The sequence below is a fragment of the Stutzerimonas sp. CXK-1 genome (assembly GCF_057738225.1).
Genome location: NZ_CM173217.1, coordinates 3,515,001 through 3,530,768 on the forward strand (window position 1 = coordinate 3,515,001; position 15,768 = coordinate 3,530,768).

A 15,768-nucleotide genomic window follows, 5' to 3' on the forward strand; every position below is an offset into this window, starting at 1 on the left:
CGAAGAAGAGCTTTATCGATCTGAAGCTCGAGTACGCGGCCGAGCAGGCGATGCAAAGCGAAGAATCAGTCGATCAGGCGAACGCCGACAGCGCTCTCGACTCGCCATTCGCCACAGTCGACCCTGCCAGTTCGCCCGCCACGGCCACGGCCGAGCCGGCTACCGAGCCAGCCGTCAAGGTCATCAAGGTCTCAAATGGCGATACGCTGTCGACGCTGTTTGCCAAGGCGGGCCTGCCTCCAAGCACTGTTCATGACGTGTTGGCCAGTAGCAAGGAAGCCAAGCAGCTTGCCCGTTTGAGAGTCGGACAGGCCCTCGAGTTCGACATGGACGACCAGGGCGCACTGCGCAGCCTGTCCAGCCAGGTCGGCCCCTTGCAGAGCGTGCGCGTCGAAAGAAGTGCGACGGGCTACTCCTTCAAGAAAGAAGAGATCAAGCCCAGCGTTGAAACACGCTACGCGCATGGCGAAATCAACAGCAGTCTTTTCCTGGCTGCCAAGCGCGCCGGTTTGAGCCACAACCTCACCATGGACCTTGCCAATATCTTCGGCTACGACATCGACTTCGCACTGGACATTCGCCAGGGCGACCGATTCGAAGTGGTATTCGAAGAGAAGACTGTCGACGGCAAGCGCGTGGGCACCGGCAATATTCTCGCGGCCCGCTTCGTGAACCGCGGCAAGACCTACACGGCCGTTCGCTACACGAGCAAGAGCGGTACGACGAGCTACTACACCGCCGACGGCGCCAGCATGCGCAAGGCTTTCATCCGCACACCGGTCGATTTCGCGCGTATCAGCTCACGCTTTTCCAACGGGCGTAAGCATCCGATTCTCAACAAGATTCGTGCACACAAGGGCGTGGATTACGCTGCGCCACGCGGCACCCCCATCAAGAGCGCTGGCGATGGCAAGGTGATTCTCGCCGGGCGCAAGGGTGGCTACGGCAACACCGTGATCATCCAGCACGGCAATCGTTACCGCACGCTCTACGCCCACATGCAAGGTTTCGCCAAAGGCGTGCGCAGTGGTTCTGCGGTCAAGCAAGGGCAGATCATCGGCTATATCGGAACCACCGGGCTCTCCACCGGGCCGCACCTGCACTATGAGTTTCAGGTCGATGGCGTCCATGTAGACCCACTCGGCTTGAAACTTCCAATGGCTGACCCGATCGCCAAGAGCGAACTACCACGCTTCATGGCCACCAGCCGCCCACTGATGGCACGCATGGATGAAGAACGCGCCACAATGCTCGCTCTGAAGCAGGACTGAGCGTGCTGCACTACCTGGGCGTGATGTCCGGCACCAGCCTAGACGGGCTGGACATCGCCCTGGTCGAGCAATCCGATAGACCCAGGTTGGTCGCCAGCCATTTCGTCCCTATGCCTGCGCGGCTCCGCGCAGAACTCCTGGCGCTGTGTGAGCCAGGCCAGGACGAATTGGCCCGAGCAGCGACTGCCGAGAACGAGTGGGCACGCTTGGCAGCGAACGCAATCGGCGAACTGTTGGACGCACAAGCGCTATCGCCAGCCGCGGTTCGAGCCATCGGCAGTCATGGGCAGACCGTCCGCCACGAGCCCCAGCGGGGCTTCACCATTCAGATCGGCAATCCGGCACTGCTTGCAGAGCTGAGCGGAATCTCCGTGGTCGCCGACTTTCGCCGTCGCGACGTCGCCGCCGGCGGCCAGGGCGCCCCATTGGTCCCGGCCTTCCACCATGCGCTGTTTGCCGATGGCCGAACCCGGCAGGCGGTTCTCAATATCGGCGGGTTCAGCAATCTTAGCCTGCTTGCTCCGGAGCAGCCCGTGCGCGGCTTCGATTGTGGGCCTGGTAATGTGTTGATGGACGCCTTCATCCAGCGTGAGCAAGGCCTCGCCTTCGACCGCGATGGTGCATGGGCTGCAGCGGGAAGTCCCGATAGCGATCTGCTTTCGGCTTTCCTCAAGGATGGCTTCTTCGCCACCAGCGGCCCCAAAAGCACGGGTCGCGAACTGTTCAACCTGGCCTGGCTGGATCGCCACCTCGCCGAGCGAGCCCCCATTGCCGGCCAAGATGTCCAGGCGACCCTGCTTGAACTGACCGCCCGCTCGATCAGCGAAGCGCTGGCGAGCGCCCAACCCGGCACCGAGCGCGTTCTCGTCTGCGGAGGCGGTGCGCGGAACAAAGCGCTGATGCAGAGGATCGCCCAGCTCGTCAGTCCTGCCGAAGTCCTGCCAACCGACTCGCTGGGTATTCCAGCCGACTGGGTCGAGGCGATGGCGTTCGCCTGGCTGGCGCACTGCTGCCTGGAACGAATTCCCGGCAACGAACCGGAGGTAACCGGCGCGGCGGGACCTCGCGTGCTGGGCGCAATCTATCCGGCATAAAAAAGCCGCGCCCAGCAGAGCGCGGCTTTCTTCCGTTCGGCCGTCAGCTCAGATAGAGAACGACTGACCGCAACCGCAGGTAGTGGTGGCGTTCGGATTCTTGATGATGAACCGCGAACCCTCCAGGCCTTCCTGATAGTCGACTTCCGCACCGGCGAGGTACTGGTAGCTCATCGCATCGACCACTAGGCTGACACCCTCTCGCTCGATGATAGTGTCATCGTCGGCGACGTCCTCATCGAAGGTGAAGCCGTACTGGAAACCGGAACAGCCGCCACCCGTCACGAACACCCGCAATTTGAGCCGAGGATTACCCTCTTCCTCGACCAGATTCTTCACTTTGCTCGCAGCCCCCTGAGTGAACTGGATAGCCATGGGCGTGAAGGATTCGACACTCATTCGGTTCTCCTAGCGTGCACGACGCCAAACTGCCTGATGCTGGGCATTATCCGCTTACCCAAGCGAAATGATCAACTATTCAAAGGCCAGCCGTCGGTCGGCACTGGCTCACTCACGGCAGCAGGGCCGGGGCCATAAGGCCCAACCGCTCATCGAGCCCGAAGAGAATATTCATGTTCTGGATCGCCTGTCCCGACGCCCCTTTGACCAGGTTGTCGATCACCGAGAGCACCACCACCAGATCGCCACCCTGCGGCCGGTGCACGGCTATCCGGCACAGATTCGCCCCACGCACGCTTCGCGTCTCCGGATGGCTGCCCGCTGGCATCACATCGACGAACGGCTCGTTTGCGTAGCGCTGTTCGTACAGCGCCTGCAGATCGGCCGAGCGATCCGCAACGGTCGCGTACAGCGTCGCGTGAATTCCCCGGATCATCGGCGTCAGATGCGGTACGAAGGTCAGCCCGACGTCGCCGCCGGCGGCGCGCCGCAGCCCCTGGGTGATCTCCGGCAAATGGCGATGCCCCTTGACCGAGTAGGCCATCATGCTCTCGCCCGCTTCGGTGAACAGCGACCCGATCTTGGCGGCTCGCCCGGCACCGCTGACACCCGACTTGCAGTCGGCAATCAAATGCGCAGCGTCGGCCAGGCCGTTCTCCAGCAATGGCAGGAAGCCCAGTTGCGTGGCGGTCGGATAACAGCCTGGCACCGCGATCAGCCGAGCCCCCTTGATCTGCTCGCGATTCACTTCCGGCAGCCCGTACACGGCCGACTCGAGCAGTTCAGGCGCGCCGTGCGGCTGTCCGTACCACTTGGCCCACTCGTCGGCATCCTGCAGACGGAAGTCTGCCGAGAGGTCGATTACCCGGGTGCCCGCCGCCAGCAGTTCGCCAGCCAGCGCATGCGCTACGCCATGTGGCGTCGCGAAAAACACCACGTCGCAGCTGCCCAGCGTCTTCGCGTCGGGAACACTGAAGGCCAGCTCGTCATAGTGCCCGCGCAAGTTGGGGAACATGTCTGCGACCTTAACGCCCTCTTCCGAACGCGAGGTAATGACCGCCACCTCTGCCTGCGGGTGCTGTGCCAGTAGGCGCAACAACTCCACACCGGTGTAGCCCGTCCCGCCGACGATACCGACCTTGACCATGCACTGCCTCGCGAACAAAAGCGCCATTGAAGGGCGTGATGATAAAGCCGCTTTGTACAGGGGCCAACCGCCGGGATGACGAGCAGTCACCCGAACCACTACTATCGCCCGCTCCGACCTCAAGGATCGCCCCGATGCTCTATCTGTGGATCAAGGCGCTGCATGTGATCGCCATCGTCTGCTGGTTTGCCGGCCTTTTCTACCTGCCGCGCCTGTTCGTGTACCACGCCATGAGTGAGGACGTGCCCAGCCGGGAGCGCTTCAAGGTGATGGAACGCAAGCTGTATCGGGGCATCATGGTGCCATCGATGATCGCCACCCTGATCTTCGGGATCTGGATGATCGTGCTCAACCCGGCGCTTTTCGCCACCGGCGGCTGGCTGCACGCCAAGCTGGCGCTGGTCGTATTGTTGATCGGCTATCACCACCTGTGTGGCGCGCAGCTCAAACGCTTTGCACGGGACGAGAACACCCGTGGCCATGTGTTCTATCGGTGGTTCAACGAGGTGCCGGTACTGTTTCTGATCGCGATCGTCATCCTGGTGATCGTCAAACCCTTCTGAGGCGCGCCTGCCTCCCCTGTGACATGGATGCCACATGACCCAATCGACCTATCGGATCGTCTTTTCCGGCCAGTGCGCGTCGGGCACCGCCCCCGAGGATGTGAAACGCAATCTCGCGACGCTGTTCAAGACCGATGAAGCACGCTTCGCCGCGTTCTTCGACGGGGCCGAACGGGTGTTGAAAAAAGGCCTGAGCGCCGACCAGGCGGCGCGTTACCTGGCCGCCCTGCAGCACGCCGGTGCCTTGGCGCGTCGCGAAGCGGAAGCGCCGCCGCCATCGCTCAGCCTTATGACCATCGAAGCGCCGACCGAAGCCGGCCCCGGCCGGCGCATGACCTGTCCGAAATGCCAGACCGAGCAGCCACAGGCCGAGCAGTGCTCGCACTGCTCGATCTTCATCGACAAGTATCTTGCCAGGCAGGCGGCGCTCTCCCAGACCGCTGCTGCCGCCACGTCAGACTCGCCCTATGCACCTCCTCGCACACAGCTGGACGAGCCCCCCGCTGGCTTTGCCGAGCTAAAGGTATTTTCGCTCAAGGGCCGTATCGGTCGCCTGCGCTACCTGGCCTGGTCGCTGGTCGCGATGATGGCGCTGGTCGCGCTAGTCCTGGCAATCATGCCGCTGTTCGCATGGCTGGCGCCCGCGGCGATCGTTCTGGCGGTTGTCATCATCAGCGCGGCGGCTGTGGTCAACGTCCAGATTGGCGTGCAGCGGCTGCACGACATGAATCTCTCCGGCTGGCTCATGCTGTTGCACTTCGTGCCGGTCGTCGGCAGCCTCATGCCGCTGGTGCTGGCAGCAGTACCGGGCAAAGCCGGCAACAACCGATTCGGCGCGCCGCCTCCACCTAACGGCACGGCAGTCAAGGTGCTGGCCGCCCTGTGGTTGCTGGTATTGATCGGCGCCTTCTTCACGGGCACGCAGCACGGCTAGCCGCGCTAGTCGGCCATGACCGTACGCCCCGCGGCCCACGCGCGCAGGGCTGCGATCTCCTCGGCCATCACCACGGACAACGGCGCAGTGGCACTGATGCAGCTCAGCAGCATGCCCTGGGTCACAGCCTGGCGCTGCGCCTGCCCGGCATAAACCGCACTGACGACCGCCTGTTCGATTTCCGCCCCGGAGAACCCCTCGCTCGCCGCGGCCAGAGCCTCCAGGTCGAACGCCGTGCTGTCCAGCTCGCGCCGAGCCAGGTGAATGCGAAAGATGTCCGCGCGCACCTGGCGATCAGGCAGGTCGACGAAAAACAGCTCGTCGAAACGACCCTTGCGCAGCAGCTCTGGGGGCAGACGGTCGATCGCGTTGGCCGTCGCCACCATGAACACCGGCGCAGTGCGCTCGGCCATCCAGGTCAGGAGCGTCCCCAGAACGCGCTGGCTGACCCCGCCATCCATCTCGCCGGTAGCCAACCCCTTCTCGACCTCATCCATCCACAGTACGCAAGGCGCCATCTGCTCGGCCAGACGCAGCGCCTCACGCAGGTTGCGTTCCGTTTCGCCGAAATACTTGTTGTACAGGCAACCAAAATCCAGGCGCAGCAACGGCAGCCCCCAGAGACCCGCAACTGCCTTGGCGGCCAGGCTCTTGCCGCTTCCCTGCACACCGACCAGCAGGACGCCCCGCGGCAGGTCCGTACCCTGACCGGAAAGAAAGGCCCCTTGCCGCTCGCCCAGCCAGCGCTTGAAGGTGCGCAGACCACCAACCTCGGCGAACCGCGCGGTTTCGTGCTCGAACCCCAGCACGCCGTCCATGTCCAGCAGACGAAACTTCGCACGGTTGAGCTCCGGCAGGTCTTCCTGGGTGATCGCTCCGTCATCGCAGATCAGAGTGCGCGCCAGGCTACGCGCCTCGCCGTGCCCCATACCGCGCAAGTTCTTCACTACCTGCTGCAGGGTGAGGTTGTCGGTTTTCACGCGCAGGCCCTGATTGCGCTCGCTCCAGCGCGCCGCCTCTTCGCGCACGATCGCCAACAGGTCGTCATCACCCGGCAGCGCCAGGGAGAAATGCGCGGCCAGACGCTGGACCTCCGCCGGCAACTTCAGCGCATGCGATACCAGCACAAGCGTGGGCGCATCGACCGCCTGGGCCAGCGCGATTTCCTTGATCAAGCGCACGATGCGTGGATCGTCGAGGAACGGGTGCAGATCGCAAAAGGCATAGAGCCCGGCCTGGGGCGCTCTTCGCAGCCGTTTCAACGCCACCTCCGGCGCCGTACTGTCTTCGTCGCCCAGCGGCTCACCGTCGAACCCAAGGCGGCGCAGCCCTTCGGTCACTGACCAGACGCACAACCCGGTGCCCCGTTTGATCGCCAGCCCGGTCAGCAGCTCCAACACCCGCGGTTCGTCCCAGGACTCGATGACCACCAACCGCACGCGAGACTCGAGCACCAGGCTCAGATCGTGAATGTCATTGCGCAACGCCCACCTCCCTGTCGAGATTCATCGGCTCCGTGACGGGCTGATACACTGTCTGGCATTCGAGCACCGGAGAAACACGATGGATTGTCTGTTCTGCAAGATCGTGGCGGGCGACATACCTGCGCGCAAGCTCTACGAGGACGACGATGTGATCGCCTTCCATGACATCGCTCCTCAGGCCCCGGTCCACTTCCTGGTCATTCCGAAAAAGCACATCCCCACGCTGCATGACCTGAGCGAAGAGGACGACAAGCCGCTCGCCGGCCACATCCTCTTCACGGCACAGCGCCTGGCCGAGCAGCTTGGCTGCGAGGACGGCTTTCGCGTGGTGATGAACTGCAACGACCTCGGCGGCCAGACGGTCTACCACATCCACATGCATGTACTTGGTCAGCGCCAGCTGCACTGGCCACCGGGCTGAGCGGCCACATCGACCGCATGCCCAAGGTAATGACTATCGGGAGCCCAGCATGACAAGCCAGCGTCATTATTCACCCGTCGATCGCCTGCTGATGCAGGCCGACTCAGCCCTGCGCACCCTGCTGCCGTTCAGCGGGCAGCCCGGCCGCCCCTCGCCCGCCGTGATCAAGCCGGACGCCGAACTGAGCGAAAGCGAAGCTCGGCACGTGGCCGGCCTCATGCGCATCAACCATACCGGCGAGGTCTGTGCCCAGGCGCTCTATCAGGGCCAGGCGCTGACTGCGCGCCTGCCGCGTGTGCGCGAATCGATGGAAAAGGCGGCCGACGAGGAGGTCGACCACCTGGCCTGGTGCGAACAGCGCATCCGCCAGCTCGGCAGCCATACCAGCGTGCTCAACCCCCTCTTCTATGGCCTGTCCTTCGGTATCGGCGCCTCCGCCGGCCTGATCAGCGACCGCATCAGCCTGGGGTTCGTTGCGGCGACGGAGGATCAGGTGTGCAAGCACCTCGACGAACATCTGCAGCAGCTGCCGACTCAGGACGAGAAGTCACGGGCTATCCTCGAGCAGATGCGCGAGGATGAAGCCAAGCACTCCACCTCGGCGCTCGACGCCGGAGGCTTGCGCTTCCCGGCGCCGGTCAAATTCGGCATGAGCCTGGTCGCCAAAGTGATGACCAAGACTACCTACCGGATCTGAACCGCGAGCGGAAAAAAAAGACCACGCCTAGGCGTGGTCTTTTACTTCGAGGGGTTGGCCGTGGATAACGGCATCTTCGGCAGCGCCGTAGTGAGGCGGTGCAGCTCCGGAATGCGAACCCTTGTGAGGCGAGCATGGGACACCAGCGGGTTAGCCTGTGTCGCGTTCTGCCGGAAGCGGAAGTTGGGAGTAGCTTACGCGCCGCGGCGCGACAGGTGTTTTCTAAAATTGCTGCTCTACAGATAAATTGCGCAATAAATCTCTACAGAGATAGATTCTGCACAATAAATTTCCATCAGTAGGCAAGCATGAGCAAACTCGATCGCTACGACCTGCGTATCCTCGCGGAATTGCAACGCGATGCGCGTATCTCCAACCAGGAACTGGCCGAGCGCATCGGCCTGTCCGCCTCGCCCTGCTCGCGCCGCGTCAAGCAGCTCGAAGATGACGGCTACATCGCCCGCCAGGTCGCCCTGCTCGAACGCAAGAAACTCGGCCTGACACTGACCGCCTACGTGCTGATCGGCATGGACCGGCATACGCCGGAACGCTTCGAGCATTTCGAAGGCGTGATCGGCAAATGCCCCGAGGTACTCGAGTGCAGCCTGGTCACCGGTATGGACGCCGACTACCAGCTCAAGGTCGTGGTGCCGGATATGGACCACTACCAGCAGTTCCTGCTTGGCACGCTGACGCGCATCGAAGGCGTCTCCAGCGTGCGCTCCAGCTTCGTGCTGCGCCAGGTGGTCTCCAGCACCGAACTTCCGCTCGAGCATTTGCGAAGCTGAGACCGGGCGCACAGCCCATCCCTGGCATTCGAAGGGCTACTGCCTATAATCCGCGCCCTTCTGCGCCGGTCCGCCTGTTATCGACCGGCCACCGTCGCGCGCCCAGACGCGCTGCAACAACCCTTCGTGCCCAGGAAAGACCATGAAAGACACCAACCGCGTCATGCAGAGCTATGGCCGCTGCTGCGCGAGCGCAGGCTTTTTCGACGACTTCTACGCTGCCTTTCTCGCCAGCTCGCCCGCCGTGCGCGAAAAATTCGTGCGTACCGACATGACTGCGCAGAAGCAGCTGCTGCGCGCCGGCATTCTCAACCTCGTGTTGTTCGCCCGCGGCATGCCAGACACCAAGCTTCGCGCGCTGGGCCAGAGCCACTCACGCGCAGGCCTGGATATCCGCCCAGAGCTCTACGACCTGTGGGTCGACGCGCTGCTCAAGACCATCCGCCAGCACGATGGCGAACTGCAGCAACAGGACCTGAAGGCCTGGCACATGGTCTTGAACAAGGGCATCGACGTGATCAAGGCGGCCTACTGAATACCGGTGAGACATTTCGCCGCACCGGCGCCCGGTCGGCGCGATCCGAACGCTTTCCGAGCTCGACCGTCCAACCAGCGGTGGCACACCCACCACTCGCTAGCGGCGTATACTGCGCCGCTTTCGCGCCCGGCCTGCCACGGGCGCATTCGTCGAAGTCACTCAGGAGATCCCTGTGGAGCCCGAAGTTTTCGAAAAGTGGATGATGATCGTGCTCGTCGGCGGGCTGATGGCCTTCATGGCGTTCATCATCTGGGACCTGGCCAAGAAGTCGAAGGCCGGTCGCCTCGGCACTGCCATCCTGTTTCTCGGTTTAGGCCTGTGTCTGTTCGCCTTTCTCGCCAAGCCGGTCATCGGTTACGTCATCGAAGTCACTCAGGGCATCCCGCACTGAGTTGAGGCGCCAGCCGGTGCACTACAGCTGCGCCGGCACCTCCCGCCACTCACCCGGCTGCAGGCCATCGAGCGCCCACGGCCCGATGCGCACCCGCACCAGACGCAGGGTCGGCAACCCGACCGCCGCCGTCATGCGTCTGACCTGGCGATTACGCCCCTCGCGAATCACCAATTCCAGCCAGCTGGTCGGCACGCTCTTGCGAAAGCGCACCGGCGGGTTGCGTGGCCATAGCTCGGGCTCGTCCAGCTGCCGCGCTTCGGCGGGCAGGGTCAGGCCGTCGTTGAGTTCGACGCCATCGCGCAAGCGCTGCACTTGCTCGGCAGCGACCTCACCTTCCACCTGCACCCAGTAGGTCTTGGGCAACTTGTGCTTCGGGTCGGCGATGCGCGCCTGCAACTGACCGTCGTTGGTCAAGAGCAACAGACCCTCGCTGTCGCGGTCCAGTCGACCGGCTGGATAGACGCCCGGCACCTGGACGAAATCCTTCAGCGTCGCGCGGCCATCGGCATCGTTGAATTGCGTCAGCACGTCGAACGGCTTGTTCAGCAGCAACAGCCGCGGCTCGGCCGGCGGTGCCTTGGCGACGCGCCGCGGCGCCTGGGTGCGGCCTGAGCGGGCGGGGCGGGATGCTTGAGCGCGGGGCGGGCGGGACATGATGGGGCGGTCTCGATACGGGCTGGCCATGCTAGAAGCCGGTGCCCGCGGCTGCAACAAAACGGCCGCACCGGCAACGTGCACCGAAAGCGGACCAAAGCGGGCCTTGGCGGTGCACCACGCGCCCCGCGGCGCACCAGCATGGCACCTTCATTGCGCCCGACGAAACCGTGCCCCCCCTGCAAAGCCCCGTCGGCTCTGGCTTTGCGCGACCTGGCACGGATGCTGCCATTGCTCCTGGCGTTCCGATGTTTTCAGCCCACAGTTGCGCACGGACAGCCAAGGAGCCCCAAAAATGAAACGCCGTCCTCTGATCAAGACCACCCTCGCCGCCAGTGCCCTGATGCTCAGCGGTCTGTTCCCCTTCACCCTGCAGGCCGCCGAAACCATCAAGGTCGGCATCCTGCATTCGCTGTCCGGCACCATGGCCATCTCCGAGACCTCGCTCAAGGACATGGCGCTGATGACCATCGATGAGATCAACGCCAAGGGCGGCGTGCTCGGCAAGCAGCTCGAACCGGTGGTGGTCGACCCGGCTTCCAACTGGCCGCTGTTCGCCGAGAAGGGCCGTCAGCTGCTGACCCAGGACAAGGTGGCGGTGACCTTCGGTTGCTGGACTTCGGTTTCGCGCAAATCCGTGCTGCCGGTCTATGAAGAACTCGACGGCCTGCTGTTCTACCCGGTGCAGTACGAGGGCGAAGAGCTGTCGCCGAACGTCTTCTACACCGGCGCGGCGCCAAACCAGCAGGCCATCCCGGCGGTCGAGTACCTGATGAGCGAAGACGGCGGCGGCGCCGAGCGCTTCTTCCTGCTCGGCACCGACTACGTCTACCCGCGCACCACGAACAAGATCCTGCGCGCCTTCCTGATCAGCAAGGGCGTACCGGAATCGAACATCGAAGAGGTCTACACGCCGTTCGGTCACAGCGATTACCAGACCATCGTCGCCAACATCAAGAAGTTCTCCGCCGGCGGCAAGACCGCGGTGGTGTCGACCATCAACGGCGACTCCAACGTGCCCTTCTACAAGGAACTGGCCAACCAGGGCCTGGAAGCCACTGACGTTCCGGTGGTGGCCTTCTCGGTCGGCGAGGAAGAGCTGCGCGGTATCGACACCAAGCCGCTGGTTGGCCACCTGGCCGCGTGGAACTACTTCCAGTCGGTGGAGAACCCGGTCAACGAAGCCTTCGTCAGCAAGTGGAAGGCCTACGCCAAGGCCCAGAACCTGCCGGGCGCCGACAAGGCGGTGACCAACGACCCGATGGAAGCCACCTACGTCGGTATCCACATGTGGGCGCAGGCGGTCGAGAAAGCCGGCACCACCGACGTCGGCAAGGTGCGCGACGCCCTCGCCGGCCAGACCTTCGAGGCGCCAAGCGGCTACACCCTGACCATGGACGAGAAGAACCATCACCTGCACAAGCCGGTGATGATCGGCGAGGTCCAGGAGGACGGTCAGTTCTCGGTGGTCTGGGAAACCGAAAGCCCGGTTCGCGCGCAGCCATGGAGCCCCTACATCCCGGGCAACGACAAGAAGCCGGACTACGCGGTGAAGTCGAACTAACCGCTGCGGTCGTCATGGTGGATGGGTGACGCACCGATTTCGCGTCCCGATCCACCCCACGATCACTCGGCTTTCGTTGGGCGGATCGGAACGCGTAGTCGAGACGTTCTCATCCGCCTGCCCACCGCCGCCAGCTCCGCCAAGAGAGCACGCGGCGCCCCCTGGGGAATGCACAGATGAACACTGCCCTGCACCGATTATTGTTGCTGCTCCTGCTCGCCCTGCCTTGGGCAGTGCACGCCGGAGAAGCGGCCGACTACGCCAAGGCGAGCCCGGCCAAACAGGCCAAGCTGCTGGAAAGCTGGGCCGCCGTGCCCGCGCCTGAGCGCCTGCCGTTGATCGAAGCGCTGCGCGCCAGCCGCGTGGGGATCGACCAGAACAAGACGCCCTTCATCGAGGAAAACGGGGCCTACCGTGCCCTCGAAGGCGACGCCGAGCCGGTCGGCACGCCGAAGAAGCTGCGCCTGAACAACCGCCTGCGTGGTCTGCTCAACACCGCTCTGGCCAGCCACCAGCTGTTCGCCGAAGACCCCGCGCAGCGCCTCGCTGCGGCCAAGCGCCTGCAGCGCAGCGGCAAGCCGGAACAGCTCGAGCTGCTCCAGCAGCGCCTGGACGTAGAGGAAGATGCTGCCGTCAGCGAAGCGCTGACCCTGGCGCTAGCCAACCTGCAGCTGACCGCGAGCGACCCGGCCGTGCGCCTCGCCGCCGTGCGGTTGCTTGGCGAAACCGGTGCTCCGCTGGCGCGGGTAAGGCTGGAAAACCTGCTCGCCGACGAGGCGGAAACCGACGCCGCCGTGCGCAAGGCCGCCGAAACCAGCCTGGCCCAGGTCAAACGCAAGCTCTTGATTGGCGAACTACTCGGCCAGGCCTTCAGCGGCCTGTCGCTGGGCTCGATCCTGCTACTCGCCGCCCTCGGGCTGGCGATCACCTTCGGCCTGCTCGGCGTGATCAACATGGCCCACGGCGAGATGCTGATGCTCGGGGCCTATACCACCTATATGGTGCAGGTGCTGATGGCGCGGCTAGCGCCTGAAGCGCTTGCCTTCTACCCACTGGTGGCGCTGCCGGTGGCCTTTTTCGTCACCGCCGCGATCGGCATGGCGCTGGAGCGCACGGTGATTCGCCACCTCTACGGCCGCCCGCTGGAAACATTGCTGGCGACCTGGGGCATCAGCCTGATCCTGATCCAGCTGGTGCGCGTGCTGTTCGGCGCGCAGAACGTCGAGGTCGCCAACCCCGGCTGGCTCTCCGGCGGCCTGCAGGTATTGCCGAACCTGGTGCTGCCGTACAACCGCATGGTGATCATCGGCTTCGCGCTGTTCGTGGTGCTCTTGACCTGGCTCTTGCTGAACAAGACGCGCCTGGGCCTGAACGTGCGTGCGGTCACGCAGAACCGCAACATGGCCGCCTGCTGCGGCGTGCCCACCGGGCGCATCGACATGATGGCCTTCGGGTTGGGTTCCGGCATCGCCGGGCTCGGCGGTGTTGCACTTAGCCAGATCGGCAACGTCGGCCCGGATCTCGGCCAGAGCTACATCATCGACTCCTTCCTGGTGGTGGTGCTCGGCGGTGTCGGCCAGCTGGCCGGCAGCATCTTCGCCGCCTTCGGCCTGGGCATCGCCAACAAGATCCTCGAACCGCAGATCGGCGCCGTGCTGGGCAAGATCCTCATCCTCGCGCTGATCATCCTCTTCATCCAGAAGCGTCCTCAGGGACTGTTCGCGCTGAAAGGGAGGGTGATCGATTGAAAAGCCTCCACCTCTCGCCGCGTTGTCCCCGTAGGAGCGAGCTTGCTCGCGAACCAGAGCTTGCCGACACCCGCGTGTTTACCCTTTCGCGAGCAAGCTCGCTCCTACAGGAGAGCTGCGCATGAACCAGCCACTCGCAATCACCGCTGCGCGGAAGGCCGGCCCGACACTCACCGCCGTGGCGCTCGGCGTGGTCCTAGCCGTCCTCGTCGCCATGCCGCTGCTGCACCTGCTGCCGGCCGAGCATGCCCTGCACGTTTCGGCCTACACCCTGACCCTGGTGGGCAAGATCCTCTGCTACGCCATCGTCGCCCTGGCGCTGGATCTGGTCTGGGGTTACGCGGGGCTCTTGTCCCTCGGCCACGGCCTGTTCTTCGCCCTCGGCGGTTACGCCATGGGCATGTACCTGATGCGCCAGAGCGCCGGTGACGGCCTGCCGGCATTCATGAGCTTCCTCGCCTGGAACGAGCTGCCCTGGTACTGGTATGGCACGTCGAGCTTCCTCTGGGCCATGTGCCTGGTGGTGCTGGTGCCCGGCGTGCTGGCCTTTGTCTTCGGCTTCTTCGCCTTCCGCTCGCGGATCAAGGGCGTGTACTTCTCGATCATGACCCAGGCGCTGACCTTCGCCGGCATGCTGCTGTTCTTCCGCAACGAGACCGGCTTCGGCGGCAACAACGGCTTCACCGATTTCAAGACCATCCTTGGTTTCTCGATCTCGGCGCCGGCGACCCGCGCCACGCTGTTTCTCGCCACCGTGGCGCTCCTGGCCGGCAGCCTGTACCTGGGCTTTCGCCTGGCGCGTAGCAAGTTCGGCCGGGTGCTCACCGCCCTGCGCGATGCCGAGAACCGGCTGATGTTCTGCGGCTACGACCCGCGCGGCTACAAGCTGTTCATCTGGACCCTGTCGGCGGTGCTCTGCGGCCTGGCCGGTGCGCTCTACGTGCCGCAAGTCGGCATCATCAACCCCAGCGAGATGGCACCGACGCAATCCATCGAGGCGGCCGTCTGGGTCGCCCTCGGCGGACGCGGCACGCTGATCGGCCCGCTGCTTGGCGCCGGCCTCGTCAACGGCATGAAGAGCTGGTTCACCGTGGCCTTCCCCGAATACTGGCTGTTCGCCCTCGGTGCGCTGTTCATCGTCGTCACCCTGTACCTGCCCAAGGGCGTCATCGGCCTCATCAAGCGGAGGGGCGAAGAATGAAAACCGTACCCTGCAGCGCCGTCATCGACGGCTTCGACCCCACCGGGGGCGGCCTGACCCGCGATGCCATCGGCCTCGGCCGGGTCGCCGAGAAGGGCCTGGACGTACGCCACGGCACCATCCTCAGCCTGGAAGACATCAACGTCAGCTTCGACGGCTTCAAGGCGCTGACGGATCTCAGCCTGTACATCGGCGTCGGCGAGCTGCGCTGCATCATCGGCCCCAACGGCGCCGGCAAGACCACCATGATGGACGTCATCACCGGCAAGACGCGCCCCACCAGCGGCAGCGCCTGGTTCGGCGAAACCCTGGACCTGACCCGCATGAGCGAGGTGGACATCGCCCAGGCCGGCATCGGCCGCAAGTTCCAGAAGCCCACGGTGTTCGAGGCGCTTTCGGTGTTCGAGAACCTGGAGCTGGCGCAGAAGACCGACAAGTCGGTGTGGGCGAGCCTCAGGGCCAGGCTTTCCGGCGAGCAGAAGGACCGCATCGACGAAGTGCTGGAGACCATCCGCCTCGGCCAGTCGCGTCATCGCCCGGCCGGGCTGCTGTCCCACGGGCAGAAGCAGTTCCTCGAGATCGGCATGCTGCTGATGCAGTCGCCGCAGCTCTTGCTGCTCGACGAGCCGGTAGCCGGTATGACCGATGCCGAGACCGAATTCACCGCCGAGCTGTTCAAGTCCTTGGCGCGCAAGCATTCGCTGATGGTGGTCGAGCACGACATGGGCTTCGTCGAGACCATCGCCGACCACGTCACCGTGCTGCACCAAGGCCAGGTGCTGGCCGAGGGTTCGCTGCAACAGGTGCAGGCGGATGAGCGGGTGATCGAGGTGTATCTGGGGCGTTGAGCAAAAAAGGTGGATGGCTTCGG

The 15,768-nt window shown here is 64.2% G+C and carries 17 protein-coding genes (1 of these 17 cut by a window edge); 13 read left to right on the plus strand and 4 right to left on the minus strand.

From position 1 onward, the window contains the following. Positions 1-1,271 carry the 3' portion of a peptidoglycan DD-metalloendopeptidase family protein gene (locus AC0KXH_RS16810; RefSeq protein WP_488223739.1) on the plus strand. It extends 118 nt beyond the left edge of the window, so 1,271 of the gene's 1,389 nt are visible here — the last part of the coding sequence; the start codon falls outside the window, past its left edge; its stop codon occupies positions 1,269-1,271. A gap of 2 nt (positions 1,272-1,273) precedes the next feature. After that, positions 1,274-2,365, plus strand: a complete 1,092-nt coding sequence (locus AC0KXH_RS16815) for an anhydro-N-acetylmuramic acid kinase (RefSeq protein ID WP_488223740.1) — start codon at positions 1,274-1,276, stop codon at positions 2,363-2,365. Positions 2,366-2,413: 48 nt separating this feature from the next. Here the strand turns inward: AC0KXH_RS16815 and erpA are convergent, their stop codons facing one another. Next, a complete protein-coding gene (gene erpA, locus AC0KXH_RS16820) occupies positions 2,414-2,764 on the minus strand; it encodes an iron-sulfur cluster insertion protein ErpA (protein ID WP_041107988.1) in 351 nt (116 codons plus the stop codon). Between the two features lie 112 nt (positions 2,765-2,876). Further along, a complete protein-coding gene (argC, locus tag AC0KXH_RS16825) occupies positions 2,877-3,911 on the minus strand; it encodes an N-acetyl-gamma-glutamyl-phosphate reductase (RefSeq protein ID WP_165562711.1) in 1,035 nt (344 codons plus the stop codon). 134 nt (positions 3,912-4,045) lie between these two features. Here argC and hemJ point away from each other — a divergent pair, with 134 nt between their 5' ends. Continuing rightward, on the plus strand, positions 4,046-4,474 hold the full coding sequence (gene hemJ / locus AC0KXH_RS16830) for a protoporphyrinogen oxidase HemJ (RefSeq protein ID WP_043222077.1): 429 nt from the start codon (positions 4,046-4,048) through the stop codon (positions 4,472-4,474). A gap of 34 nt (positions 4,475-4,508) precedes the next feature. Beyond that, complete coding sequence (locus AC0KXH_RS16835) at positions 4,509-5,408, plus strand: DUF805 domain-containing protein (RefSeq protein WP_312764337.1); 900 nt, start codon at positions 4,509-4,511, stop codon at positions 5,406-5,408. 5 nt (positions 5,409-5,413) lie between these two features. Here the strand turns inward: AC0KXH_RS16835 and AC0KXH_RS16840 are convergent, their stop codons facing one another. Then, entirely contained in the window at positions 5,414-6,892 is a 1,479-nt protein-coding gene (locus AC0KXH_RS16840) for an AAA family ATPase (RefSeq protein ID WP_488223741.1), read from the minus strand. Positions 6,893-6,971: 79 nt separating this feature from the next. Between AC0KXH_RS16840 and AC0KXH_RS16845 the strand changes: the two genes are divergently transcribed. From AC0KXH_RS16845 to AC0KXH_RS16865, 5 genes are all read left to right on the plus strand, one after another. After that, entirely contained in the window at positions 6,972-7,313 is a 342-nt protein-coding gene (locus AC0KXH_RS16845) for a histidine triad nucleotide-binding protein (RefSeq protein ID WP_041107996.1), read from the plus strand. 49 nt (positions 7,314-7,362) lie between these two features. Beyond that, positions 7,363-8,010 carry a 2-polyprenyl-3-methyl-6-methoxy-1,4-benzoquinone monooxygenase gene (gene coq7, locus AC0KXH_RS16850; protein WP_041107998.1) on the plus strand — a complete coding sequence of 216 codons (648 nt, stop codon included), beginning with the start codon at positions 7,363-7,365 and terminating at the stop codon, positions 8,008-8,010. A gap of 308 nt (positions 8,011-8,318) precedes the next feature. Then, positions 8,319-8,798 carry an Lrp/AsnC family transcriptional regulator gene (locus tag AC0KXH_RS16855; RefSeq protein ID WP_041108000.1) on the plus strand — a complete coding sequence of 160 codons (480 nt, stop codon included), beginning with the start codon at positions 8,319-8,321 and terminating at the stop codon, positions 8,796-8,798. Positions 8,799-8,940: 142 nt separating this feature from the next. Then, a complete protein-coding gene (locus AC0KXH_RS16860) occupies positions 8,941-9,333 on the plus strand; it encodes a globin (protein WP_488223742.1) in 393 nt (130 codons plus the stop codon). A 175-nt stretch (positions 9,334-9,508) separates the two neighbouring features. Further along, a complete protein-coding gene (locus tag AC0KXH_RS16865) occupies positions 9,509-9,727 on the plus strand; it encodes a DUF2788 domain-containing protein (RefSeq protein ID WP_003298283.1) in 219 nt (72 codons plus the stop codon). Between the two features lie 21 nt (positions 9,728-9,748). Here the strand turns inward: AC0KXH_RS16865 and AC0KXH_RS16870 are convergent, their stop codons facing one another. Further along, the gene (locus tag AC0KXH_RS16870; protein WP_488223743.1) at positions 9,749-10,384 is read right to left on the minus strand and encodes a pseudouridine synthase; all 636 of its coding nucleotides are present in this window, start codon (positions 10,382-10,384) and stop codon (positions 9,749-9,751) included. Between the two features lie 295 nt (positions 10,385-10,679). Here AC0KXH_RS16870 and urtA point away from each other — a divergent pair, with 295 nt between their 5' ends. From urtA to urtD, 4 genes are all read left to right on the plus strand, one after another. Beyond that, positions 10,680-11,948 (plus strand): urea ABC transporter substrate-binding protein, encoded by a 1,269-nt coding sequence (urtA, locus tag AC0KXH_RS16875; protein WP_110775813.1) that lies wholly within the window; start codon positions 10,680-10,682, stop codon positions 11,946-11,948. Positions 11,949-12,124: 176 nt separating this feature from the next. Beyond that, positions 12,125-13,696 (plus strand): urea ABC transporter permease subunit UrtB, encoded by a 1,572-nt coding sequence (urtB, locus tag AC0KXH_RS16880; RefSeq protein WP_488223744.1) that lies wholly within the window; start codon positions 12,125-12,127, stop codon positions 13,694-13,696. A gap of 121 nt (positions 13,697-13,817) precedes the next feature. Continuing rightward, positions 13,818-14,897, plus strand: coding sequence for an urea ABC transporter permease subunit UrtC (gene urtC, locus AC0KXH_RS16885; protein WP_041108012.1), 1,080 nt, complete (start codon positions 13,818-13,820; stop codon positions 14,895-14,897). Next, on the plus strand, positions 14,894-15,745 hold the full coding sequence (urtD, locus tag AC0KXH_RS16890; RefSeq protein WP_003283036.1) for an urea ABC transporter ATP-binding protein UrtD: 852 nt from the start codon (positions 14,894-14,896) through the stop codon (positions 15,743-15,745). Before urtC ends, urtD begins: the two co-directional genes overlap by 4 nt. Positions 15,746-15,768 lie beyond the last annotated feature (23 nt).

What these genes read in the sequence shown, in the direction of transcription:
- erpA (WP_041107988.1), bottom strand. Translation starts at nt 2,764, where the DNA reads ATGAGTGTCGAATCCTTCACGCCCATGGCTATCCAGTTCACTCAGGGG.
- argC (WP_165562711.1), bottom strand. Translation starts at nt 3,911, where the DNA reads ATGGTCAAGGTCGGTATCGTCGGCGGGACGGGCTACACCGGTGTGGAG.
- hemJ (WP_043222077.1), top strand. Translation starts at nt 4,046, where the DNA reads ATGCTCTATCTGTGGATCAAGGCGCTGCATGTGATCGCCATCGTCTGC.
- AC0KXH_RS16835 (WP_312764337.1), top strand. Translation starts at nt 4,509, where the DNA reads ATGACCCAATCGACCTATCGGATCGTCTTTTCCGGCCAGTGCGCGTCG.
- AC0KXH_RS16845 (WP_041107996.1), top strand. Translation starts at nt 6,972, where the DNA reads ATGGATTGTCTGTTCTGCAAGATCGTGGCGGGCGACATACCTGCGCGC.
- coq7 (WP_041107998.1), top strand. Translation starts at nt 7,363, where the DNA reads ATGACAAGCCAGCGTCATTATTCACCCGTCGATCGCCTGCTGATGCAG.
- AC0KXH_RS16855 (WP_041108000.1), top strand. Translation starts at nt 8,319, where the DNA reads ATGAGCAAACTCGATCGCTACGACCTGCGTATCCTCGCGGAATTGCAA.
- AC0KXH_RS16860 (WP_488223742.1), top strand. Translation starts at nt 8,941, where the DNA reads ATGAAAGACACCAACCGCGTCATGCAGAGCTATGGCCGCTGCTGCGCG.
- AC0KXH_RS16870 (WP_488223743.1), bottom strand. Translation starts at nt 10,384, where the DNA reads ATGTCCCGCCCGCCCCGCGCTCAAGCATCCCGCCCCGCCCGCTCAGGC.
- urtA (WP_110775813.1), top strand. Translation starts at nt 10,680, where the DNA reads ATGAAACGCCGTCCTCTGATCAAGACCACCCTCGCCGCCAGTGCCCTG.
- urtB (WP_488223744.1), top strand. Translation starts at nt 12,125, where the DNA reads ATGAACACTGCCCTGCACCGATTATTGTTGCTGCTCCTGCTCGCCCTG.
- urtC (WP_041108012.1), top strand. Translation starts at nt 13,818, where the DNA reads ATGAACCAGCCACTCGCAATCACCGCTGCGCGGAAGGCCGGCCCGACA.
- urtD (WP_003283036.1), top strand. Translation starts at nt 14,894, where the DNA reads ATGAAAACCGTACCCTGCAGCGCCGTCATCGACGGCTTCGACCCCACC.